At 68.0% G+C, this 19,922-nt stretch carries 21 protein-coding genes and 1 tRNA gene; 11 read left to right on the top strand and 11 right to left on the bottom strand.

Annotated elements, in window-relative coordinates:
* Positions 1-36: 36 nt before the first annotated feature.
* The gene (locus ACFSVL_RS39830; RefSeq protein WP_378312223.1) at positions 37-489 is read right to left on the bottom strand and encodes an SRPBCC family protein; all 453 of its coding nucleotides are present in this window, start codon (positions 487-489) and stop codon (positions 37-39) included.
* Between the two features lie 45 nt (positions 490-534).
* Between ACFSVL_RS39830 and ACFSVL_RS39825 the strand changes: the two genes are divergently transcribed.
* Positions 535-1,125 carry a TetR/AcrR family transcriptional regulator gene (locus ACFSVL_RS39825; protein ID WP_378312221.1) on the top strand — a complete coding sequence of 197 codons (591 nt, stop codon included), beginning with the start codon at positions 535-537 and terminating at the stop codon, positions 1,123-1,125.
* A 24-nt stretch (positions 1,126-1,149) separates the two neighbouring features.
* Here the strand turns inward: ACFSVL_RS39825 and ACFSVL_RS39820 are convergent, their stop codons facing one another.
* The gene (locus ACFSVL_RS39820; protein WP_378312219.1) at positions 1,150-1,410 is read right to left on the bottom strand and encodes a hypothetical protein; all 261 of its coding nucleotides are present in this window, start codon (positions 1,408-1,410) and stop codon (positions 1,150-1,152) included.
* Positions 1,411-1,564: 154 nt separating this feature from the next.
* Between ACFSVL_RS39820 and ACFSVL_RS39815 the strand changes: the two genes are divergently transcribed.
* Both ACFSVL_RS39815 and ACFSVL_RS39810 read left to right on the top strand, forming a co-directional pair.
* A tRNA-Ile gene (locus ACFSVL_RS39815) sits at positions 1,565-1,638 on the top strand.
* Between the two features lie 274 nt (positions 1,639-1,912).
* On the top strand, positions 1,913-2,503 hold the full coding sequence (locus ACFSVL_RS39810; RefSeq protein ID WP_378312217.1) for a tyrosine-type recombinase/integrase: 591 nt from the start codon (positions 1,913-1,915) through the stop codon (positions 2,501-2,503).
* Positions 2,504-2,642: 139 nt separating this feature from the next.
* Here ACFSVL_RS39810 and ACFSVL_RS39805 read toward each other — a convergent pair whose 3' ends face one another.
* From ACFSVL_RS39805 to ACFSVL_RS39785, 5 genes are all read right to left on the bottom strand, one after another.
* A complete protein-coding gene (locus ACFSVL_RS39805; RefSeq protein WP_378312216.1) occupies positions 2,643-3,020 on the bottom strand; it encodes an ArsR/SmtB family transcription factor in 378 nt (125 codons plus the stop codon).
* Positions 3,021-3,304: 284 nt separating this feature from the next.
* Complete coding sequence (locus ACFSVL_RS39800) at positions 3,305-5,263, bottom strand: acetoacetate--CoA ligase (RefSeq protein ID WP_378312214.1); 1,959 nt, start codon at positions 5,261-5,263, stop codon at positions 3,305-3,307.
* A complete protein-coding gene (locus ACFSVL_RS39795) occupies positions 5,253-6,176 on the bottom strand; it encodes a VOC family protein (protein WP_378312212.1) in 924 nt (307 codons plus the stop codon). The genes ACFSVL_RS39800 and ACFSVL_RS39795 overlap by 11 nt, the downstream gene beginning before the upstream one ends.
* 21 nt (positions 6,177-6,197) lie before the next feature.
* Positions 6,198-7,061 (bottom strand): fumarylacetoacetate hydrolase family protein, encoded by an 864-nt coding sequence (locus ACFSVL_RS39790; RefSeq protein ID WP_378312210.1) that lies wholly within the window; start codon positions 7,059-7,061, stop codon positions 6,198-6,200.
* 26 nt (positions 7,062-7,087) lie between these two features.
* Entirely contained in the window at positions 7,088-8,869 is a 1,782-nt protein-coding gene (locus ACFSVL_RS39785) for an FAD-dependent monooxygenase (protein WP_378312208.1), read from the bottom strand.
* Between the two features lie 182 nt (positions 8,870-9,051).
* Here ACFSVL_RS39785 and ACFSVL_RS39780 point away from each other — a divergent pair, with 182 nt between their 5' ends.
* Positions 9,052-9,747: a GntR family transcriptional regulator gene (locus ACFSVL_RS39780; protein WP_378312206.1), complete on the top strand. Its 696-nt coding sequence runs from the start codon at positions 9,052-9,054 to the stop codon at positions 9,745-9,747.
* A gap of 58 nt (positions 9,748-9,805) precedes the next feature.
* Here ACFSVL_RS39780 and ACFSVL_RS39775 read toward each other — a convergent pair whose 3' ends face one another.
* Positions 9,806-10,747, bottom strand: coding sequence for an amidohydrolase family protein (locus ACFSVL_RS39775; RefSeq protein ID WP_378312204.1), 942 nt, complete (start codon positions 10,745-10,747; stop codon positions 9,806-9,808).
* A 74-nt stretch (positions 10,748-10,821) separates the two neighbouring features.
* Between ACFSVL_RS39775 and ACFSVL_RS39770 the strand changes: the two genes are divergently transcribed.
* Positions 10,822-11,586: a helix-turn-helix domain-containing protein gene (locus ACFSVL_RS39770; protein ID WP_378312202.1), complete on the top strand. Its 765-nt coding sequence runs from the start codon at positions 10,822-10,824 to the stop codon at positions 11,584-11,586.
* 53 nt (positions 11,587-11,639) lie between these two features.
* Here the strand turns inward: ACFSVL_RS39770 and ACFSVL_RS39765 are convergent, their stop codons facing one another.
* Positions 11,640-12,287 carry a TetR/AcrR family transcriptional regulator gene (locus ACFSVL_RS39765; protein ID WP_378312200.1) on the bottom strand — a complete coding sequence of 216 codons (648 nt, stop codon included), beginning with the start codon at positions 12,285-12,287 and terminating at the stop codon, positions 11,640-11,642.
* Positions 12,288-12,496: 209 nt separating this feature from the next.
* Between ACFSVL_RS39765 and ACFSVL_RS39760 the strand changes: the two genes are divergently transcribed.
* A complete protein-coding gene (locus tag ACFSVL_RS39760; RefSeq protein WP_378312198.1) occupies positions 12,497-13,252 on the top strand; it encodes an SDR family NAD(P)-dependent oxidoreductase in 756 nt (251 codons plus the stop codon).
* 94 nt (positions 13,253-13,346) lie between these two features.
* Complete coding sequence (locus tag ACFSVL_RS39755) at positions 13,347-14,363, top strand: MBL fold metallo-hydrolase (protein ID WP_378312196.1); 1,017 nt, start codon at positions 13,347-13,349, stop codon at positions 14,361-14,363.
* A gap of 8 nt (positions 14,364-14,371) precedes the next feature.
* On the opposite strand, the gene ACFSVL_RS39750 is transcribed toward ACFSVL_RS39755, so the two are convergent.
* Positions 14,372-15,133 carry an SDR family NAD(P)-dependent oxidoreductase gene (locus ACFSVL_RS39750; RefSeq protein ID WP_378312194.1) on the bottom strand — a complete coding sequence of 254 codons (762 nt, stop codon included), beginning with the start codon at positions 15,131-15,133 and terminating at the stop codon, positions 14,372-14,374.
* Between the two features lie 168 nt (positions 15,134-15,301).
* Here ACFSVL_RS39750 and ACFSVL_RS39745 point away from each other — a divergent pair, with 168 nt between their 5' ends.
* From ACFSVL_RS39745 to ACFSVL_RS39735, 3 genes are all read left to right on the top strand, one after another.
* Complete coding sequence (locus tag ACFSVL_RS39745) at positions 15,302-16,438, top strand: thiolase C-terminal domain-containing protein (RefSeq protein ID WP_378312192.1); 1,137 nt, start codon at positions 15,302-15,304, stop codon at positions 16,436-16,438.
* Positions 16,435-16,866 carry a Zn-ribbon domain-containing OB-fold protein gene (locus ACFSVL_RS39740; protein WP_378312191.1) on the top strand — a complete coding sequence of 144 codons (432 nt, stop codon included), beginning with the start codon at positions 16,435-16,437 and terminating at the stop codon, positions 16,864-16,866. Before ACFSVL_RS39745 ends, ACFSVL_RS39740 begins: the two co-directional genes overlap by 4 nt.
* A gap of 136 nt (positions 16,867-17,002) precedes the next feature.
* Entirely contained in the window at positions 17,003-17,974 is a 972-nt protein-coding gene (locus ACFSVL_RS39735) for an alpha/beta hydrolase (protein WP_378312190.1), read from the top strand.
* A gap of 76 nt (positions 17,975-18,050) precedes the next feature.
* On the opposite strand, the gene ACFSVL_RS39730 is transcribed toward ACFSVL_RS39735, so the two are convergent.
* Positions 18,051-18,479, bottom strand: a complete 429-nt coding sequence (locus ACFSVL_RS39730; RefSeq protein WP_378312188.1) for a nuclear transport factor 2 family protein — start codon at positions 18,477-18,479, stop codon at positions 18,051-18,053.
* Positions 18,480-18,604: 125 nt separating this feature from the next.
* Here ACFSVL_RS39730 and ACFSVL_RS39725 point away from each other — a divergent pair, with 125 nt between their 5' ends.
* Positions 18,605-19,915 carry an alpha/beta hydrolase fold domain-containing protein gene (locus tag ACFSVL_RS39725; RefSeq protein ID WP_378312186.1) on the top strand — a complete coding sequence of 437 codons (1,311 nt, stop codon included), beginning with the start codon at positions 18,605-18,607 and terminating at the stop codon, positions 19,913-19,915.
* The last annotated feature ends 7 nt before the right edge of the window (positions 19,916-19,922 follow it).

Raw genomic sequence — 19,922 nt, 5'->3', positions numbered from 1 at the left:
GGGCGCCCTTGCGGTCCCGGCCGGGCCGCAAGGGCCTCAGCTCGCTTTCGCGGCGGTCGCGAGGCGGGTCAGCGCGGCGCATTTCCGGTCGAAGTTCGCCACGATGTCGCCGCCGATGATCCGCACCATCATCATGCGCAGCGGGCCGTCGATGACGATGTGCTGGGTCAGCTCGGCGCCGCCGGGAACGGCCGCGACGCGCAAGCCGAGGTTCATCTGCCCGAGCGGAACGGGCTGGCACAGCCCGACCTCGTGCCCGGGCCGCCAGGCCGTGAAGGTGAAGTCCTGCGCGATTTTGCCGTGCACGCGGCCGCGGAATCCGCCGCTGGGGTGGATGAATCCGGTCGAACCCGCGGCGATCGGCCCGTGCAGTTCGACGCGCGCGACGTCCGGGTCCCAGCGCGGCCAGTTCCCGACGTCGGCGAGGACGTCCCAGAGCGCGGCGGGCTCGACCGGAAGGGTGCGGACGGAGGTTTTGTCCCAAGTCATGCCCCCGAAGATATACGGAACTGCCAGTCTCGTAAACTGTGCGCTATGACGCACAACCGGCGCGGACGGCCGCGGGAGCAGGGGATCGACGCCGCGGTGCGGACCGCGGTCAACGAGCTGCTGGAGGAGGTCGGCTACCAGCGGTGCACGGTCGACGCCATCGCCGCGCGCGCCGGGGTCGGCAAGGCGGCGCTGTACCGGCGCTGGAAGTCGAAGGCGGAACTCGTCTTCGCGGCCGTCGTGCACGATGACGCCCTCGCCGCGCCGCCCGACACCGGCACCTTGCGCGGTGACGTAGCGGGGGTTCTCGCCGACATTCAGTCCGCTTTGGACGGACCGCAAGTGCGAAACGCCTTGCCCGGCCTGCTCGCCGACCTCCAGGGCGAGGACGCACCCACCGCCAGGCTCGGCGAACTGTTCCTGGTGCGGGAACGGGCCTACCTGACGGAGGTTCTCGACCGCGCGGTCGCCCGCGGCGAGCTTGCCCGGCACCCCGAGGTGGTCGTCGTGCACGCGATGCTTCTGGGATCCGTTTTCGCCTGGCTGCACCTGTTGCGTGAAGCGGTCCCATCGGGCGGCCTAGCGGCGGCGCTCGCGCCGGGTGTGCACGCCGCCATCGTCGAGCTGGGCGGGTGACTTTCCCCGGGACGCAAGGATTCCTCATCGCCGAGGCCGGGGCGACGGCTTACGCCGGGACAGCTCGTCGGCGATTATCGCGTCCATGCGGGTGTTCGCACTGCGAAGCGCGCGGTATCCGCGATGTGCCAGCACGATTAACGCAACGCCGACGACCACGGCGATCGACAGGACCGGCCCGTGCGAGACGAGGGTGTCGCGGTAGTCGCGAGCGAGATAGCCCAGCCCGAGACCGGCGGCGAAGGCGTCGAGAAGCGCGAGCGGAACCCGTCCGGGGATGCGCATGGCGGTCTCCTCTCGGGACCCGACCCCCAGCAATCTAGGCGACCGGCGGCCCCGGCGACGCGTCTGGACCCGATCGGCCTACGGCCCCGGGGCCGTCCGGCCCTGTGCTAAGTTGAATCGAACTGGGGGGATCGACCTGCGGAAGCGAACCCAGGGGCCGGTAGCTCAGTTGGTTAGAGCAGGGGACTCATAATCCCTTGGCCGTCGGTTCGAGCCCGACCCGGCCCACTCTGCCTCCCATTATATAGGGTCTGACCTGCGAAAACGCCCTCAAAAATGATCTTGAGGAGCGGTTTCGCGGAAGCGCTGGAAACGAGCACGGCGCTGGTAACCCCAGGGATTGTTCGAGTAAGCCTGTTTTCATGACCGCTGTTGAGGCACCGCTGGAGGTGCTGGAGCCCGATGCATCCGGGAGCTCGTCTCGGACTGGAGAACGCATCTGAGGGCCAAGAACCGCGCCGACTCCACGATCGACGCCTACCTCGACGGCGAAGACATCTCGATGGTGGCTCCTGACATCGGACGCCGGGAGCTGGAGCGGTATTTCGAATATCTCCGCCAACGGCCGAATTTCCGCACCGGGGAGTCGCTGTCGCACAGTTACATCGCCAAGCAGTACCGGCACCTTCAGCAGTTCTGGCGCTGGCTCGACGACGTGGAAGAGATTGTCGAGCTGTCCCCGTTTTACAAAATGGAGGTGCCGCACGTTCCGGACAATCCTCCGACGGTCCTGCGCGAAAAAGAGTTGAAAGCGCTGCTTGCCACTACGAAAGGGAAAGGATTTGTCGAACTCCGGGACCGGGCGATCATTCTGGTGCTGGTCGACTGCGGAGTCCGGGTCGGCGAACTGTCGCTGTTGACAGTGGCAAATCCAGCCGAACAGGAACGCGGCAGCTTCGATTTCGACGTCGATGTCGTCCGCGTTCCGGGGAAGGGGCGTCGCGCGCGCGACGTGCCCTTCAACCCGGCGACCGCGGAAGCGCTCCGACGCTACTTCCGTCTTCGCGCACGTCACCAGTACGGCAGACGCACCGTGGCGGCCTGGCTCGGCCGCTCCGGCGTGCTGAAGGTCGATGCTGGACCGCCGAGCTGAACAAGCATCGGCAAAGGCGGCCGAAACGGCGGTGCGAAGCAAGCAAGGCGTCGATGAGAGTCCCGTCACTCGTTGTGCCGGTGCGCTGCGCCGCTGGATGCCAATCCGCCGAAGACGGGGCGCGGCAGGTGCAGTCCGGTCAGCAGCACGCGGCGTCCGAGTTGTCGGCCGGAGCGATCGGGCCGACCAGAGGTCCGCCGTCGTCCAGCGGTGCCCGCAGTGTTTCCAGAGGTTCGGGGACAAGGTGGTACCAGCTCCAGGTACCGCGGCTTTCCCGCGTGAGCAGGCCGGCGGAAACGCGGATCCGGAGGTGGTGGCTGAGCCTGGCCCGCGGCATGGCGAATTCCTCGGCGAGGTCGCGGAAGCAGGCTTCGCGGCCGGGCGGGTGGCGGATGAGCGGCACAAGCCGGATGCCCAGCGGGTCGGCGAGGGCTTTGAACAGGACTGAGGCCTGATCTGTTCCTCGGGTGCGTGGGCGACGACCAGAGAGCAGGCAATGCCCCTCGGGCAAGCCCACTGCACAGGCCGGTTTTGTTCGTCGACGGGTTCACTGTGGACCTGGCTGTCTCGGTCCGGCTAGATCGCATCCCGCTCAGGGCGGCGGTGACAGGTTGCGCTGCAGCTTCTCGATGATTCCCGAAGGCTGCCGGTCGTTCTGATAGCCGTGGACGATGCCGTTCCGGAGGTTGCGGTACGTGTTGCTGCTTAACGAAAATGATATCCGCGACTTGTGCCCGACTGGAGCGGAGACCACCTCGAAATGGTCGCGAACGAGACGTTCGGCCAGCGTTGTCCGGACCCTCAAGCCGTGTCCCGGGCGGCTTTCCGGTCGTTCGCGATAGCGGCGAACTGCGCGAGCGCGTCAGCATCGTCGAGCGCAGCAGGATTCGCCACACTGTCCGGCGCAGCACCCTGAAGGATCCGTTTGACCGGAACCTCGACCCTCTTCCCCGTCATCGTGTGCGGCAATGCAGTCACTGCCACGACCTCGTCCGGCACATGCCGCGGCGAGACCTCGGCCCGGATGCGGTCGCGGATGCGGGCGACGAGCGCGGGCGGCAGTTCGCGTCCATTCGCCAGCACAACGAACAACGGCATCCAATAACCGCCGTCGGGTTCCTCGATGCCGACGACCAGCGAGTCGGTGATTTCCTCGAAGCGGTCGACGACTTCGTAGATCTCGGCGCTGCCCATGCGGACGCCGTACCGGTTCATGGTGGCGTCCGAGCGGCCGTGGACCAGGACGCCGCCGCGGCTGGTGATGGTGGTCCAGTCGCCGTGGCGCCAGACGCCGGGGTAGGTGGAGAAGTAGGCGTCGTGGTAGCGCGCGCCGTCGGGGTCGTTCCAGAAGTACAGGGGCATCGACGGCATTGGCCGGGTCACGACCAGTTCGCCGACCTCGTCGGTGCGGGGGTTTCCTTGTTCGTCCCAGGATTCGAGGGCGACGCCGAGGATCCGGGCCTGCATTTCGCCCGGGTAGGAGGGGAGGGTGGGGACGCCGCCGGCGAAGCCGGAGACGATGTCGGTGCCGCCGCTGGCCGCGGCGAGCCAGGTGTCGGGCAGGACCTTGTGGATCCATTGGCTGGTGCTGGCGGGCAGCGGCGAGCCGGTGCTGCCCAGGCCGGACAGCCGGAGCGCGGTGAGGTCGGTGCCTTGTTTGTGGGCGGCGATCAGGTAGGCGGCGCTGGTGCCGAGGAAGGTCAGCTGTTCGTCGGCGGCGAGCTGCCACAGGGCGTCGGGGCCCGGCCAGCTGGGGCTGCCGTCGTAGAGCACGACGGTCGCGCCGAGCAGCAAGGCGGAGACTTGGATGTTCCACATCATCCAGCTGGTGCTGGTGTACCAGCTGAACCGCGACCCGGCGTCCAGGTCGGTGTGGAGCCCGAGGTATTTGAGGTGTTCGAGGGTGACGCCGCCGTGGCCGTGGACGATGCCTTTGGGGCGGCCGGTGGTGCCGCTGGAGTACAGCACCCACAGCGGGTGGTCGAACGGTACGGCGGCCGTTTCTAGGTCGTGCGCGTCCCGAGTTAAAGCGTCGAAGTGTGCTGTTCCGGATGGCTGGGTGCGGCCGAGGTGCGGGACCCACACGGTGGCCCGGACCGTGGGGAGGAGGCGGCGGAGTTCGTCGTTCTGGGCGGCGCGGTCGTGTTCTTTGCCTGCGTAGCGGTAGCCGTCGGCGATGAAGAGGACGGCGGGTTCGAGCTGGCCGAGGCGGTCGGCGGCGCCGTCGGGGGAGTATTCGGGGGAGCAGGCCGACCAGGTGGCGCCGACGGCGGCGGTGGCGAGGAATGCGACGACGGTGGCGGTGATGTTCGGGAGGTAGCCGACGACGCGGTCGCCTGGGCCGATTCCTTGCTGCCGGAGCCAGTGCGCGAGGGCGGCGACCTGGGCGCGGAGTTCGTCGCGGGTCACCTCGTTCCGGTGCCCGCCTTCGGAGACGGCGACGATCGCGGGCTGGTCGCCGGTGTGGCGCAGCGCTTGGTCGGCGTAGTTGAGCGTGGCACCGGGAAACCAGGCCGCGCCCGGCATCTCGTCGTCGGCCAGCACTCGGGTCGCCCGCGTGCGGAACGGGACGTCGTAGAAGTCGGCGATGGCCTCCCAGAACTCTTCGAGTTCGGTGGTCGACCAGCGCCAGAGCGCGTGGTAGTCGGCGAAGTCGTGGCCACGGGCGGCCAGCCATCGGCCGAATGCGGCGATTTGTGTGCGGGCAGCGGCTTCCGGCGTGGGAGTCCACGCCGGAGAGCCGACGGGGTCAGCCGGCATTGTGCGCCCCGGTCATCATCGCCGCGAGGTCTTCGGGCATGAGGAACGACGGCGGCGGGGGCGGGCCCCAGTTGAACAGGCTCCGCGCGCCTTCCCAGGTGCCGGGGGTCCAGAGCGCGTCGTCGACGATGCAGTCGATGTCGGAGTAGTACTCGGAGAAGTTGCCCGCCGGATCCTTGAGGTACCAGAAGAAGTTCGATCCGATGTGGTGGCGGCCCAGGCCCCAGACGTGCCGTTCGGGGTGTTCCTCCAGCATCGCCATCGCGCCGCGGCCGATCTCGTCGATGTCCTCGACCTGCCAGGAGGTGTGGTGCAGGAAGTTCACCGGGGCTTGCTGGACGAGCACGTTGTGGTGGTCGGTCGAGCAGCGCATGAACGCGGCCATCGAGGGGACGGCGTCGCTGATCTTGAACCCGATGCCCTCGGTGAAGAACCGTTGCGTAGCGGTCTGATCGGTGGATCCGATGACGACGTGGCCGAGTTTGCGCGGGGTCACCCGGCCCTCGCGCAGGATGCCCGGCGCGCGGTTGTTGACGCGGTCGATCCGGCCGGGGCCGTTGTACGGCGTCGGGTCGACGGGCTGTTGCTCGATCCGTGGCGCCACCGAGATGACGGCGCGGAACCCGGCGATCGGTTCCTCGGTCACCAGCTTGTCGGCGGTTCGCTCGACGGGCAGGTCGAGGGCGCGGATCTGGCGTTCGATCCGGTCGAGGTCGTCCGGGTTTTCCGCGCCGACGCCCAGTTCGAGCAGGCGGCGCTGCGGTGCGTGCGCGAGCTTGAACTGTTCTCCGCCGTCGGCGGTGGCGAAGGCGTTCCCGCCGAGCGGCGTGAGGCCGAAATCGGTGTAGTAGGCGGCGGTGTGCTCGACGTCGGGTACGCCGACGGTGATGGAAGTAAGACGATGCAGAGCCATGGCGGGTTTCCTTCCTTGGCTTCAGGCGGACGCGGTGGTGTGCGGGGTGCCGGGAACGCATCGCTGGCGGAGTTCGCCGATTCCCTCCGCCCACGTGACGACCTCGTCGCCGGGGGACAGGAACCGCTGCGGGTTCTGGCCGCCGCCCACGCCGCTGGGCGTGCCGGTGAAGATCAGGTCGCCCGGCAGCAGCGGCAGGACCGCCGAGAGCCGTTCGATCAGGACCGGGACCGAGAAGATGAGGTCGCCAGTGCGGGCCTTCTGCACCTGCTCGCCGTTGACGGAGCAGCCGATTTCCAGGTCCGCGGGGTCGTCCAGTTCGTCGAGGCTGACCACGACCGGGCCGACCGGCGCGAAACCGGGGAAGGATTTGCCGAGGCTGAACTGGGGCGCGGGCGGAACGAGCTGCCGGGTGCGCTCGGAATAGTCCTGTCCGAGGGTCAGGCCGGCGACGTACTGCCACGCGTCTTCCGCGGCGACATTCCGGGCCTCGCGGCCGATGACGACGACCAGTTCGGCTTCCCAGTCGACGGTGTCGCCCGGCAGCGCGAGGTCGCCGACCGGCCCGGCGAGGGAACTGCGGAATTTGGTGAAAACCGGTGGCTCGACGGGGAAATCGAGCCCGGCCTCGATGGCGTGGCCGCGGTAGTTCAGGCCGATCGCGAACACCTGGGCCGGCTCCGGGACCGGTGTGCCGAGCGAGGCCTGGTCGAAGGGCTCTCCTGCGGGCAGGGAGGCCGATTCGGCCCAGGCCGCGAAGGCCGCCCAGTCACGGTACACAGTGGACGGATCGGGGCCGAACTTGCCGTTGCTGGCCTTTTCGACGTCGACGGCGCCGTTGTCGGTGACCAGGACGAGCCGGCCGGAGAGATTGGCGATGCGCATGGGGATTCTCCTCCTGTAGTCAGGAATCAGCGAAGGTCGGCGGCCAGCACCTGGGCCAGGGCGGCCCGCAGCACGGCGTGCGGGTCGTCGACGCCGTCTGCCGAGCGGAACGCGACGTAACGGTCCGGGCGCACCAGGACCGCGCCGGTCGGGGAGACGCCGCGGTTCTTCAGCCAGGAGCAGCGCACGTCCACGAAGTCGGAGCCGAGGACGCCGACGGTGCCCGCCACGAGCGGCAGGTCGTTCTCCGCGGACAGCTTGTTGGCGGCTTCGACCCAGGCCTGGCCTTCCTCGGCGGCCAGCAGCAGGAATTTGCCGCCGTGCACGAGGGTCCCGAGCGGGAGACGCTCGCCCTGGCTCTCGACGAACGCGTGCGGCATCGGATGTCCCGGCTTGGTGCTGGGCTCGTAGAGGCGGACCGGGTCGAGCGGCACGTACTCCGGGCTCCCGTCGGGCACGATCGCGGCGGAGTCGTAGCGGTAGCCGAATTCGACGTTGTGGTGCCGGAATTCCATGGTCTGCGAGCCGATCGCGCGGTTGAGCGCGTGCCGCTTCTCCGCCGAACCCGGAAGGTCGTGCCACAGCGGAGCGAGTTCGGCCCAGTTCTCCTCCGCGGTTTTCTCCGTCGACAGGTTGAGGGCCTGGTCGAGCGTGAAGTGGTTCATCGCGTTGGCGATCGCGTTGTCGATGTTGTTCTGGTCCACCGGCTTGCGCTCGGACTCGTAGGTGTCCAGCAGGCCGTCGCCCGCGCGCCCGGCCAGCACCGCGGCCAGCTTCCAGCTGAGGTTGTAGACGTCGTGGATCGCCGAGGTCAGGCCGAGACCGCCGGTCGGCGGGTGCCGGTGCGCGGCGTCGCCGGCGAAGAACACCCGGCCGACGCGGAACTTGTCCGCGATGACGCCTTCCATGACCCATTGGCTGATCCGGTGCACCGTGGGCACGAAGTCCTCGGGCAGCCCGAGCGTGGCGCGCATCCGCGCGATGACCTTCTCGTCCTGCATCGCGTCGGGGTCGTCGGTGGCGTACTGCATGTGGAAGACCCATTCCTCCGACGCCGGACCCCAGCGGTCCGGCCCCATCGGGACGAGCACGCCGCTCCACGAGCCGCCGAAGTCGGGGTTGACCAGCCAGCGGATCAGCACGTCGTCGTCGGTGGCCCACGGGGACAGGTCCGCGGTCATGTGGATCGAGAGCATCTTCATGATGTCCCTCGCCCCGTTCATCTCCACCCCGGTCAGCTTGCCGACCGTCCGGCCGCCGTCGGCCGCGATCAGGTACTGCGAGCGCACTTGGTACGTGGTGCCGGCGTCCTTGTCGCGGACGGTCGCGGTGACGCCGTCGTCGTCCTGCGCCAGGCCGACGAGTTCGTGGTTGAACCGGACGCCGCCCGGGTTCAGCTTCTCGGCGTGCGCCTTCAGCACCGGCTCGAGCCGGATCTGCGGCAGGTTGCAGGTGCGGCACGGGCTGGCCGCCACGTAGTCGGGGTCGGTGTAGCCGCCGCCCCAGACCTCGAGTTCACCCAGCTTGCGGCCGTAGCCCTCGTGCGGGCCCGCCAGCCCGGCGTACCAGCCGGTCGCGCGCATGTTCTCCGCCGGGGTGCTGCGCCGGTAGATCTCCGGGGCCACGCCGACCTCGGTGAAGATCTCCATCGCCCGCTGGTTGAGCACGTGCGCCTTCGGCAGCGTCGACGTGGTCGGCAGCGCGCTCACCAGCAACGAGTCGACGCCGAGGGTGGACAGGGTCATCGACGCGGTGAGACCGGCGCCGCCTCCGCCCACGATCAGGACGGGGACCTGGATGTCGGACATGAGGATCTCCTTCGTCGGGACCGACGATGCGCGGTCGAGAAGCTCCCGAAGGCCCCGGCGCTGCAGTCATCGTCGATGCATGGCGTGGCTCACAGCGTGCGCGCCGAATTTCGATCTGTCAACTAAAAATCGATATTCAGTTCAAGTACCTTTTTTCTGCTGGTTGCCCTTAGACTGGCGGCATGGCCACCCCCGCTAAGCCCACGCGCGTCCACGAGGTCTACGACCGCATCCGCGGCAGCCTTCTGGGCGGCGAGCTGCCGCCCGGGAGCAAGCTCAAGCTCAACGACTTCGCCGCGCGGTACGAGGTGAGCCTGTCCGTCGTCCGCGAGGCCGTGACCCGCCTCGCCGGGGAAGGCCTGGTCGAAGCGTCGCCGCAGCGCGGCTTCGCCGTCGCGCAGCTGACGGTCAGCGACCTCCAGGACCTGACCCGCACCCGCGTCCTGATCGAGACGCTCGCGCTCGCGGAGTCGATCAAGCACGGCGATCTGGCATGGGAAGGCTCGGTCCTGGCCACGCACCACACGCTGGCGCGCACCCCGATGCTGACCGCGGAGGGCCATGTCGACCCGGCGTTCACCCTCGCCCACCGCGCGTTCCACCACACGCTGCTCGCCGGCTGCGGGATCGCGCGGCTCGAAGGCATCGCGACCGGTCTGCGCGATTGCGCGGAGCTTTACCAGCACTGGTCCCAGGAACTCGCCGGCGACACCGGCCGCGACGTCGCCGCCGAGCACAAGCTGATCGCCGAACTCACCGTCGCACGCGACGAAGCCGGTGCGACCCAGGCGCTTCGCGACCACATCGAACGCACGACTGCCGCTCTCGTCCGGTATGCCGAAGGACTCGACGGCACCGATGAACGAGCGCTGGCCTGAACGCGCCGCGGTCCTCCCGCCCTTGCTCGGGGCGGGAGGACCGCAGGGCGGCAACCGGTCAGCCCAGCCGGGCGAAGAGCGCGCGGGCGTTCTCGGAGTCGATCGCGCGGGATTGCTCGGCGGTCAGGCCGCTCTGGGTGTCGAGGATTTCGGTGAAGTGGGTGGCTACGGGCAGCGGGGCGTAAGGGAAGTCGCTGCCGTAGAGGATCTTTGCGGGGTCGGCGAACCGGGTGAGCGCGCCGAAGACGTATTCGCCCGACGACAGCGCGGTGTCCCAGTAGAAGCTGCGGAACCGGGCCAGGAGTTCGTCTTCGGTGGGCCCCGCAGGGTTCAGCGCGGTCTGGACCTGGCAGAACCGCAGGGCCGCGTAGGGCACGAAGCCGCCCGCGTGCGAGAGGATGATTCGCACGTTCGGGTACCGTTCGGTGATCCCGTGGACCACCATGTGCACGGCGTTGCGGGTGGTGTCGAACGGATAGTCCACCATCGGCCCCGGAACCTCGGGCAGCACCGGGAGAAGCGGATGCCCCGGGTGGATGAACACCACGGCGCGGCGCCGGTCCAGCGCCTCCCACAACGGCGCGTACCGGTCATCGCCGAGGTAGACGCCTTCGTAGTTCGACAGCAGCACCACGCCGTCGACGCGCAACTGGTCGAACGCGTAGTCGACTTCGGCGACCGCGCCTTCGACGTCAGGCAGCGGGAGAGTCGCGAAGTTCCCGAACCGGTCCGGGCGCTCGCGGACGAGTTCGCCGGTGTAGTCGTTGACCCGCCGCGCCATCTCGCGACGCGCCGCGCCTTCCCAGCCGACGACGCTCGGGGCGGTCAGCGACAGTACGCTCGTGGCGATGCCGTTGGCGTCCATGAATTTCAGGTGGTCGTCCGGCGTCCACTGTGGAACGGTCCAGCCCGAGGGGTCGCCGCCGTGCTGTGCGAGGGCCTCGCCCCAGAAGGGAGGGACCAGGTGGGTGTGGACGTCGATGCGTTCGTGTTCGCTCATGACTCCACCGTCTCTCCCGGGAGCCGGCGGCGGGAGGGGGAGGATTCGATCCCCCACCTGATCGGGTCGCGCTGATGGCCCGCGACCCGCGGCTCGCCCAACTCGGGGCGTTCCTGCACGCCCGCCGCGACGAAGCCCCGCCGCCCGCCGACGCGGACCCAGGGCGGCGGCAGGTGCCCGGTCTGCGCCGCGCGGAGGTAGCGGCTCGTGCGTTCGTCAGCGACGAGTACTACACCAGGATCGAGCAAGGCCGGGTCCTGCCCAGCGCCGACGTGGTCCGCCGCGTCGCCACCGCCCTGGAACTCGACGACGACCAGACCCGCTACGCGCTGGACCTCCTCACCGACCCCGTGGCCCCGCCGGAAAACCCTCAGCCGAGCGATCCGCTGTGCCGCCTGGTCGAGCGGATGGGCGACGTACCCGCTCTCCTCGTCGGACCGGCCACCTTGATCCTCGCCTGGAACCTCGCCGCCGCCCGGCTGCTCACCGACTTCGGCGCGACCCCGCCAGCGCAACGCCGCTTCGTGCAGATGGTGTTCACCGACCCCGTCCTGCAAAGCCGGTTCACGGACCTGGAAGCCATGCGGCGCACCGTGATCGGCGTCGTCCGCGCGAGCACCCCGGCAGGCCCGCCCGCCGGGGACTGGATCGACGAGCTGCTCCGCACCAGCCCCGACTTCAAAGCCCTCTGGGAACGCAACGACGTCGTCCGCCCGCACACCCGGATCCGCGTCCGGCTCCGGATGCCCGACGGCGGCGAAGAAACCTGGGAACAGGTTGTCCTGCAAGCGGTCGACGACCCCCACCAGCGGCTCGTCGCTTTGATCCCCGCCGCCTGAGACGCCAAAACCGGAGTCTGGCCACGGAAATCCCGAGTGGACTGAAGCCGACGTCAGTCCCGGACGCCGAGCATCCGGCAAGCCAGCACGCTGTACAACCGCCCCAGTTCGTCAGGCGTATACGGTGCCCGCGGTCCATACCAGCGAGCCACGTCGATGCTCAGTGACAACAACGCGGCACTGATTCCGCGGACCTCGCCAGGCAGGAAGACCCCGTCGTCCACTCCCTGCTCGATCATCGCCCGGATCTTCAGCTCGCCTCCGTAGCGAAGTTCGGCCAGTTCCTCCGCGTGTTCCGCGGTCAGTGCTTCGCTCTCGTAGAACACGACGCGCGCGGCGGCGTGCTGTTCGGCCTGCCAGCGGGTGAATGCGTACGCGAGCACCCGCAGGGACTCGACAGGATCCTTGATCGCGGTGGCGGCTTCGACGATCTCGACGGTCTCGACGTAGCCGCGCTTGCTGATCTGGAAGAGCAGGTCCTCTTTGGAGCTGAAGTGCACGTAGAGCGCTGCTGTGCTCAGGCCGGTTCCGGCGATGATGCCCTTGAGATTGGTGCCGTGGAAGCCGCGTGCCCCGAACGCTTTCACTCCGGCTTCCATGATCGTCCGTGCGGTGGCGGACGGGACGCCCGCCCACGGGTCGCGGCCTGCCACGAGCGGAGCGCCCAGTTCGGCGGCGCGGTTGACCGCGGCACTGGTCATGGTCTCGACTCTCACCACGGTGAACCTCCCCTAGCGGCGCACAGAACTGACTGTGCGATCAGTAATCCCGACTCTACCCAACGCTCATCAGGTCTGTGTGCGCGACTCGGTGAGCCCGCGGCGTTTTGTTGACAGCCCCCTGCCTCGGTGTTAACTTCAGCGCATCTACATACTAATCAATCAGTAACTCTCGTTGTGAGGGGTTGAGCATGTACGAGGACCTCAAGGGCAAGGCCGCGATCGTGACTGGCGCCGGGCGTGGCATCGGTGAGGCGATCGCTCGCAGTCTCGCCTCCAACGGCGCGAAGGTGCTGGTCGCAGATGTGAGCGGGGACGAGAAGGCGGTCGCGGAATCGATCGGCGGCGACGCGCGGGCGCACAGCGTCGACATTTCCTCGCCGGAGAGCGTGGAGGCGATGGTCGCCGCTGCGGTGGAGCACTACGGCACCGTCGACATCCTGGTCAACAATGCCGGAATCGACGGCGGCTACGCCGCGGCCGCGGACTGTTCGATCGAGAATTTCGACAAGACCGTCGCGATCAACCTCCGCGGCACGTTCCTCGGCTTGCATTACACCTTGCCCGTAATGCTCAAGAAGGGCAGCGGTGCCGTTGTCAACGTCTCGTCGCTCGCTGGCGTGATGCCTTTCCCAGGCATGATGGCGTACTCCACCACCAAGTCGGGCATTCTCGGCATGACCCGCTGCGCGGCGGCCGATCATTCGCGCCAGGGAGTGCGGGTGAACGCGGTGCTGCCCGGCGTCATCGAGACCCCGATGTACACCAACCTCCAGGAAGCGCTGCCGGATGTGCATGCGGCCCTGGCGTTCCAGGCGACGTTGACTCCCTTGGGACGGTCGGGTACGGGGGAGGAGGTCGCGAACGTGGTGACCTTCCTTGCCAGCGACGCCTCTTCGTACCTCACCGGGCAGTCGGTGAAGATCGACGGCGGCATCTCCGGATAGCGGCCGGCATTCAAGAGACCAAGGCGGGGCCGGGACGCGTTTGTCGCTCCCGGTCCCGTCTTCATTGCGCCCCAATGCATCCTGGGAGGTATGAGTGGGAGAGCGCATTGCCGCGGCTGAACACGTCGAGCACCTGACCGATGCTGTCGTGCGAATCCAGTTGCCGCTGCCGATGGACGATCTGCGAGTAGTCAACGCGTACGCGGTTCTCGGTGGCGACGGCATCGTCCTGATCGATCCCGGCTGGGCGGACGAGCCCAGCGAGGCGGTGTTGCTCGCCGCGCTCGCCGAACTCGGCTTTCGTCCTGCCGACGTCTCCCGCATCCTGTCCACGCACTCGCACTGGGATCACTACAGCCGCGCGGTGGACTGGCGGGAGCGGTACGGAATCCCGATCGCGCTCGGTGCCGAGGAATCTCACACGGTCACCTCGTTCGGTGCTGCTGCGGGAACCTTCCCTGCGCAGGCGAAGATGCTGTCTCAGGCTGGCGCGCATCGTCTGGCGCGCGAGATCGAGGTTGTCGAACACGAGCCCTACGCGAAGGGCATCGTCATGGCGCCCCCGGACGCCTGGCTCGACGGTGGCGATGTGATCGACTGCGGCGAAACGACGTTGACCGTGACGGAGACGCCTGGGCACACCCGCGGTCACGTGGTGTTCGAGGCAGCCAAGGACGGGCTCCTGTCCAGCGGCGACCACATCCTGCCGCGGATCACGCCCTCGATCGGTTTCGAACGGGTCCCCGAAGCCTTGCCGTTGCGCAGTTACCTCGGGTCGCTTCAGCTGTATCTGGACCGACCGGGTTTGCGCATGCTGCCGGCGCACGGACAGCCGGACGGTGACGTGACGGCTCGAGCGCGGGAACTGCTGGCGCACCACGAGTCCCGACTCGCCCTTGTCGCGAGCTTTGTCGCGCAGGGGAGTACTACCGGATACGAGGTCGCGCAACGGATGTCCTGGACCCGGCACGATCGAACCGTCGACGAACTGGGGCTCTTCCACGGCATGGCCGCCGTGCTCGAGGTGGTCGCGCACCTGGAGCTTCTGGCGCACCAAGGCGAACTCGCCGCGTCCGATCTGGACGGCACACGGCACTACGCGCCGGCGTGAGGGGGCTGTCAGGTGATGGAAATGCCGCCGTCCACCACGACGGTCTGACCCGTGACGAACCCGCCCGCGGCGGAGGACAGCCAGATCGCCGTGGCGGTGAGTTCGTCGGGATCGCCCATCCGCCCGGCGATCAGCCGTGGAGCCTGGCTCCGCAGGTACTCCTCCGGGTACTCGTCGGTCATCTCCGTCTGGAAGAAGCCGGGGGCGATCGCGTTGACCCGGATTCCCTTGCGTCCGGTCCATTGCAGCGCGAGGTCGCGGGTGAGCCCGATGACCCCGGCTTTGCTCGCCGAGTAGGCGGCCTGCGGCAGTCCGGCGGTGGTGACGCCGAGGATCGACGCGATGTTGACGATCGCGCTGCCGGGCCGCATGACACGGGCGCACGCCTGCGCCATCCAAAACGAACCGTTGAGGTTCAGGTCGACGAGGCCGCGGAAGTGTTCGGGCGTCTCGCGCGTCGCCGGAACTGCGGCGGCGGCGCCGGCGTTGTTGATGAGCACGTCCACGCGGCCGAAGCGCTGCATCGCCGCTTCTGCCAGCGCGGTGCACTGTGCGGGGTCCGTGACGTCGGTGGCGACGGGAAGTGCCGCGCGACCGGCGGCTTCGACCGTCGCAGCGGTCTTCGCCAAGCGGTCCGCCCTCCGTGCGCCGAGCACCACGTCGGCACCGGCTTCGGCGAAGCCGCGTGCGAAGGCGGCACCGAGACCGGACGACGCGCCGGTGATCACGACGACCTTGTCGCGTACCGAGAACAGGTCCATTGCCGACATCGGGTCAACTCGCATTCTTGATCATGGAGACGGAGGTTACTGATTGATAAGTAGACACCATGGATTCCTGGCTGTGTCAAGAAGAGGTCACGAGAGGCAAGCCTTGACATGTACGTTGGCAAGAGTTACTAATTGGTCAGTAATTTTGCGTGGGAAGGACAACGCGTCATGACCTGTGCGATCGTGGGAATCGGCCGCACCGCGTTTTCGAACCGGTCGGGACGGACCACCCGGGCGATGGCGGTGTCGGCCTGCCGGGAGGCGGTCGACGATGCGGGACTGACGACCGCCGACATCGACGGCCTGTCGACTTTCATGGTGTACGACTCCGAATTGCCGATCAACGTGGGTTATGCCCTGGGAATCGACAACCTCACCTGGGTCAACGCCATGCTCGGCGGCGGCAATCTCGCCGTCGATCAGATCTCCACCGCCGCGGCGGTGATCGAAGCGGGCCTAGCCACCGCCGTTCTGGTCTACCGCTCGCTCAACGGCCGCTCCGGCCACCGTTTCGGGACCGTCGACGGCCCGCTGAAGGTGCCCGACAACGAGCAGTTCGACACCCAGTCCGGCTATCTCGTGCCGCCGAACTGGTTCGCCATGTGGGCCCGCCGGCACAAGCACGAATTCGGGACCACGGCGGAGGATCTGGGCGCCATCTCGATCCAGCAGCGCGCGCACGCCGCCCGCAACGAGCACGCGGTGCGCCGTGATCTGCTCACCATGGACGACTATCTCGGCTCGCGGTGGATCAACGAGCCCTTCCGGGTGCTCGACTGCACGTCCGAAGTGGACGGTGCGGTCGCAGTTCTCGTGGTGAGCGAGGAAATCGCGCGCAACACCAAGCAGCCTCCAGTCTGGCTCGTCGACTCGGTGCACTCGCAGAGCGGCTGCGGCTGGAGCCAGTGGGACGACATGACCAAGATGTACGCCGCCACCACCGGCCCTGAGCTGTGGAAGAAGACGGGTCTTTCGCCCGCGGACATCGACGTCGCGCTGATGTACGACTGCTTCACCTACACCGTCCTGGCCCAGATGGAGGGCTTCGGATTCGCCGAGCGCGGTGGGGTCGGCGACTTCTACCGCGAGGGCCGTGCTACCTACGGCGGCGACGTTGTGGTCAACCCCCACGGCGGCCTCCTTTCCGAGGGGTACATCCACGGTTTCAACCACCACTACGAGGCTGCGCTGCAGCTGCGGCAAGCTGCGGGCGAGCGCCAGGTCGACGACGCCGGGCTCGCGCTCGTCACCGCGGGCGGAGGCCCGCACGGCGGTGCCGTCGTCTACAGCAGGGAGCACCCGTGACCGACTTCGCGACCCTTCCGCCCGTGCCGGTCCCCAACCCGGACACCCAGCCCTACTGGGACGCTCTGAAAGACGGCAAGCTGAAGCTCTGCCGGTGCGTTGAGACCGGCAAGTGGATCCACCCGCCGCTTGAGCGGAGCCGCTACACGGGCGGCCCTGTCCGCTTCGAGGAAGTCAGCGGCAAAGGCACCGTCTACAGCTACATCGTGGTGCGCCAGGCGCTGATCCCCGGCCGCGAAGCTCCCTACGTGATCGCTCTGGTCGACATCGCGGAGCAGCCGGGCGTACGCCTCAGCGCGTACCTGGACGCCGCCCCGGAAGAGGTGAAGATCGGCCAGGAAGTCGAGGCGCGGATCGTCGACCTCGGCGACAGCGGCTACCGCGTGCCGATTTTCGTTCCCCGCCAAGAGAGTTCCAGCGTCGCGTAGCGCGGCGCGGACGCCCTCAGCGGCATTCACGACGTCAGTTTGTCCCCTCGTTGACTAGTGATAAGCGTTCGGCGAAGTCTCGGAGATCCCGCGTCCGCGCCAGCGCCGACTGAGCTTTCCGAAAGGCGGTGCGATCATGGCCGGCAGTCCCGAGATCGACAAGGCCGAAGGCTTCTACCGCAGCTGGATGCCTGCGCTTGAGGCTCTTCTTCTCCCGGCCCTGCGGCCCCGGCGCTTGCACTGGGTGGTCGCCACTCCGCCCGTCCGCCGCTATCTGAGCGCCCGCATGGGAGTTCTTCGCCGGGCATTCGACGGCATCACCTCGAGTTTCGCGGTCCCCGAAGACGCTGTCGTCGAGGTCGGCGAGGTTGCGGGCGTCCCGGTCACGAGGGTCTCGACGCCCGGTGTGCTGCCGGGCCGGAACGTCATCCACTTCCATGGCGGCGGATACGTTCTGGGGTCGGCGCACGCGTACCGGGAGGTCGCGACCCGCATCAGCCGTGCCGCTCGGGCCACGGTGGTTCTGGTGGATTTCCGGCGGGCTCCGGAAAATCCTTTCCCGGCGGCGATCGAAGACACGGTCCGGGTCTACCGGCAGCTGGTCGCGGAGGGGCTGGATCCGGCGCGGACCACCTTCTCCGGAGACTCGGCCGGAGGCGGCTTGGTCCTTTCGGCTCTCCTGACTCTCCGGAAGGCCGGTGACCCGCTTCCCGCCTCGGGGGTGCTGATGTCGCCGCTGATCGACTTCGCGGCCACTGGCGGAAGCATGGACCGTTTTGCCGGAACCGATCCTGTCGTGAGCCCGTTGGTGGTGAAGATGATGGGGGCGCTGTACATCGGCAAGGCCGACCCGCACCAGGAACGGATCGCGCTGCTCGACGCAGACCTGGCCGGCCTTCCGCCGCTCCTGATCCAAGTCGGCTCGCGCGAGTGCCTTCTCGACGATGCCACGAGGGTCGCGGATTGTGCGCGGAACGCGGGTGTCGACGTCACCGTGGACGTGGTCGACGACGTGCCGCACGTGTTTCAGATCTTCGCGTCGTTCCTGCCGCAGGCGCGCGACGCGATCGACCGCATCGGCGAGTTCGTCTCGAAACGCGTGCGGTAGTTCGCGCGCCGGGACGAGCACGAGAAAGGCGGTGACACCGGATCCGGTGTCACCGCCTTTCTCGTTGTGGCAGAACCTATTCCGCAGGGGCTCCCGCTTGCTCGCTGAGCGCGGACAGCGCCGGGAGGATCGCGGCCTCGGTGTATTTGGTGTCCAGGTACTCCTCGACCGAGGCGATCTTGTCGCCGCGGAACCGGAACAGGAAGTGGTAGATGTTGTCGTAGCGGCCGCCCCCGACGAGGTCGGCGTGGCCCGCCATCTCCACTGAGACCCGGTCGTCCTCCGCGGTCATCGACGGGAACTCGGCGGTGAACTCGCTGGCGGTCAGCTGGTCGAGCGTGCCGATCAGCTCGAGCAGTTCAGGCAGCGTCCGGGCGGCGGAGAACATGCTCGAGCCCTTGGTGGTGAACACGATGTCCTCGGTGGCCCGGGCCTTCACACCGTCGATGTCGCCGTTGCCCATCGCCAGCAGGAACTCGCGGCACGTGGTCTTGTTGTCTCCCATGGCTCCTCGATTACTGATCGATCAGTAGGTTCGCTGAAGCTAACATCGGGCGATCAGGAGTGTCAAACAGGCTCTGAAGCATGCGAAGCTCTCGACACTTACTAATTGGTTGATAAGCTATCTGTATGGGATTCCTCCGCCGCCGGGTCGTCACCGCGCTCGCCACTGCCAACGCCCTCAAGCCGCTCGGCGGCTACCCAGGCCCGCTGGGCTCCGTGTACGGCTGGCCGACGAGGAACATCTTCAGCTTCGGTCTCGGCTGGCCGGTGAACGAACTCGCCCCGCACTTGCTCGTCCAGACGGCTGCGGACACGGCTCTGGCGGTGGCTCGCGGCAAAGCGTCCAAGGGGTCGCTCGCGGTCGCCGCGTTCACCGCGGCGGGCCTCGGCTACCTGATGCGGCGCGCGAGCGCGGCCGGTCCGCTCGCGGAACGGGCGTTGAGCGAGTCCCTCGGTTCCGATTACCTCAGCAAGATTCCGGGCGGTGCGGCGAACGTCAGTTTGAAGCCGAAGCTGCGCGAGCTGGTGCGTCCGTTCCCGCGCACACAGCCTGGCGTGGAGGTGCTCCGGGACATCAGCTACCGCGACGGAGAGCGCGGGACGCGTCTCGACATCTTCCGTCCGGCGGGCGTCGACCTGACTGGCGCACCAGTGCTGATTCAGGTCCACGGCGGGGCCTGGACGATCGGCGACAAGCGCTTCGAAGGACAGCTCCTGATGAACCGGATGGCGCAGCGGGGCTGGGTGTGCGTCGCGGTCAATTACCGGCTTGCGCCGAAGCATCTTTTCCCGGCGCAGATCGTCGACGTCAAGACCGCGATCGCCTGGACCAAGGAGCACATCGCCGAGTACGGCGGAGATCCGGACTATGCCGCCGTCACTGGCGGGTCCGCGGGCGGACACCTCGCCGCGCTGGCCGCGCTCACCCCGCGGGTGAAGGAGTACCAGCCCGGATTCGAGGACGTCGACACCAGTGTGGCCGCGTGCGTGCCCTTCTACGGCGTACACGACCTGGCGGGTGTCGGAGGCGACCGTGCCTCGGTCGATCACCGCGACGAATTCCTCGGGCCGCGGGTGTTCAAGCTCGATCCGGAATTCCGGCGCGAGGTATTCGAGCTGGCCTCGCCCCTCCTGCACGTGAAGCCCGATTCCCCGGACTTTTTCGTCCTGCACGGCGAGGCCGACACGGTGGTTCCGGTCAGCCAGGGGCGCGCCTTCGCGGCGAAGCTCCGCGAGGTCAGCGACGGGGTCGTGACCTACCTCGAACTGCCTCTCGCGCAGCACGGTTTCGACGCCTTCAACTCGGTCCGGGCCCAGCAAGCCGTCCGGGCGGTCGAGCGCTGGCTCGAGTGGCATCGGGCCAACCGTCGGACTGCGGCGACTTCGGCCGCCGCGACAGACGAAGACGCGCCGAGCGGTGCTCGAGCCGGCCGGTGACCTGGCT

The sequence above is a fragment of the Amycolatopsis silviterrae genome, assembly GCF_042684085.1.
GTDB lineage: Bacteria > Actinomycetota > Actinomycetes > Mycobacteriales > Pseudonocardiaceae > Amycolatopsis > Amycolatopsis silviterrae.
This window is presented reverse-complemented; position numbering and strand designations above follow the sequence as displayed.

Coding starts and splice junctions, on each gene's coding strand:
- ACFSVL_RS39745 (WP_378312192.1), top strand. CDS start 15,302: ATGACCTGTGCGATCGTGGGAATCGGCCGCACCGCGTTTTCGAACCGG.
- ACFSVL_RS39820 (WP_378312219.1), bottom strand. CDS start 1,410: ATGCGCATCCCCGGACGGGTTCCGCTCGCGCTTCTCGACGCCTTCGCC.
- ACFSVL_RS39775 (WP_378312204.1), bottom strand. CDS start 10,747: ATGAGCGAACACGAACGCATCGACGTCCACACCCACCTGGTCCCTCCC.
- ACFSVL_RS39830 (WP_378312223.1), bottom strand. CDS start 489: ATGACTTGGGACAAAACCTCCGTCCGCACCCTTCCGGTCGAGCCCGCC.
- ACFSVL_RS39725 (WP_378312186.1), top strand. CDS start 18,605: ATGGGATTCCTCCGCCGCCGGGTCGTCACCGCGCTCGCCACTGCCAAC.
- ACFSVL_RS39765 (WP_378312200.1), bottom strand. CDS start 12,287: ATGACCAGTGCCGCGGTCAACCGCGCCGCCGAACTGGGCGCTCCGCTC.
- ACFSVL_RS39780 (WP_378312206.1), top strand. CDS start 9,052: ATGGCCACCCCCGCTAAGCCCACGCGCGTCCACGAGGTCTACGACCGC.
- ACFSVL_RS39825 (WP_378312221.1), top strand. CDS start 535: ATGACGCACAACCGGCGCGGACGGCCGCGGGAGCAGGGGATCGACGCC.
- ACFSVL_RS39785 (WP_378312208.1), bottom strand. CDS start 8,869: ATGTCCGACATCCAGGTCCCCGTCCTGATCGTGGGCGGAGGCGGCGCC.
- ACFSVL_RS39800 (WP_378312214.1), bottom strand. CDS start 5,263: ATGCCGGCTGACCCCGTCGGCTCTCCGGCGTGGACTCCCACGCCGGAA.
- ACFSVL_RS39750 (WP_378312194.1), bottom strand. CDS start 15,133: ATGTCGGCAATGGACCTGTTCTCGGTACGCGACAAGGTCGTCGTGATC.
- ACFSVL_RS39790 (WP_378312210.1), bottom strand. CDS start 7,061: ATGCGCATCGCCAATCTCTCCGGCCGGCTCGTCCTGGTCACCGACAAC.
- ACFSVL_RS39730 (WP_378312188.1), bottom strand. CDS start 18,479: ATGGGAGACAACAAGACCACGTGCCGCGAGTTCCTGCTGGCGATGGGC.
- ACFSVL_RS39810 (WP_378312217.1), top strand. CDS start 1,913: ATGGTGGCTCCTGACATCGGACGCCGGGAGCTGGAGCGGTATTTCGAA.
- ACFSVL_RS39795 (WP_378312212.1), bottom strand. CDS start 6,176: ATGGCTCTGCATCGTCTTACTTCCATCACCGTCGGCGTACCCGACGTC.
- ACFSVL_RS39760 (WP_378312198.1), top strand. CDS start 12,497: ATGTACGAGGACCTCAAGGGCAAGGCCGCGATCGTGACTGGCGCCGGG.
- ACFSVL_RS39735 (WP_378312190.1), top strand. CDS start 17,003: ATGGCCGGCAGTCCCGAGATCGACAAGGCCGAAGGCTTCTACCGCAGC.
- ACFSVL_RS39770 (WP_378312202.1), top strand. CDS start 10,822: ATGGCCCGCGACCCGCGGCTCGCCCAACTCGGGGCGTTCCTGCACGCC.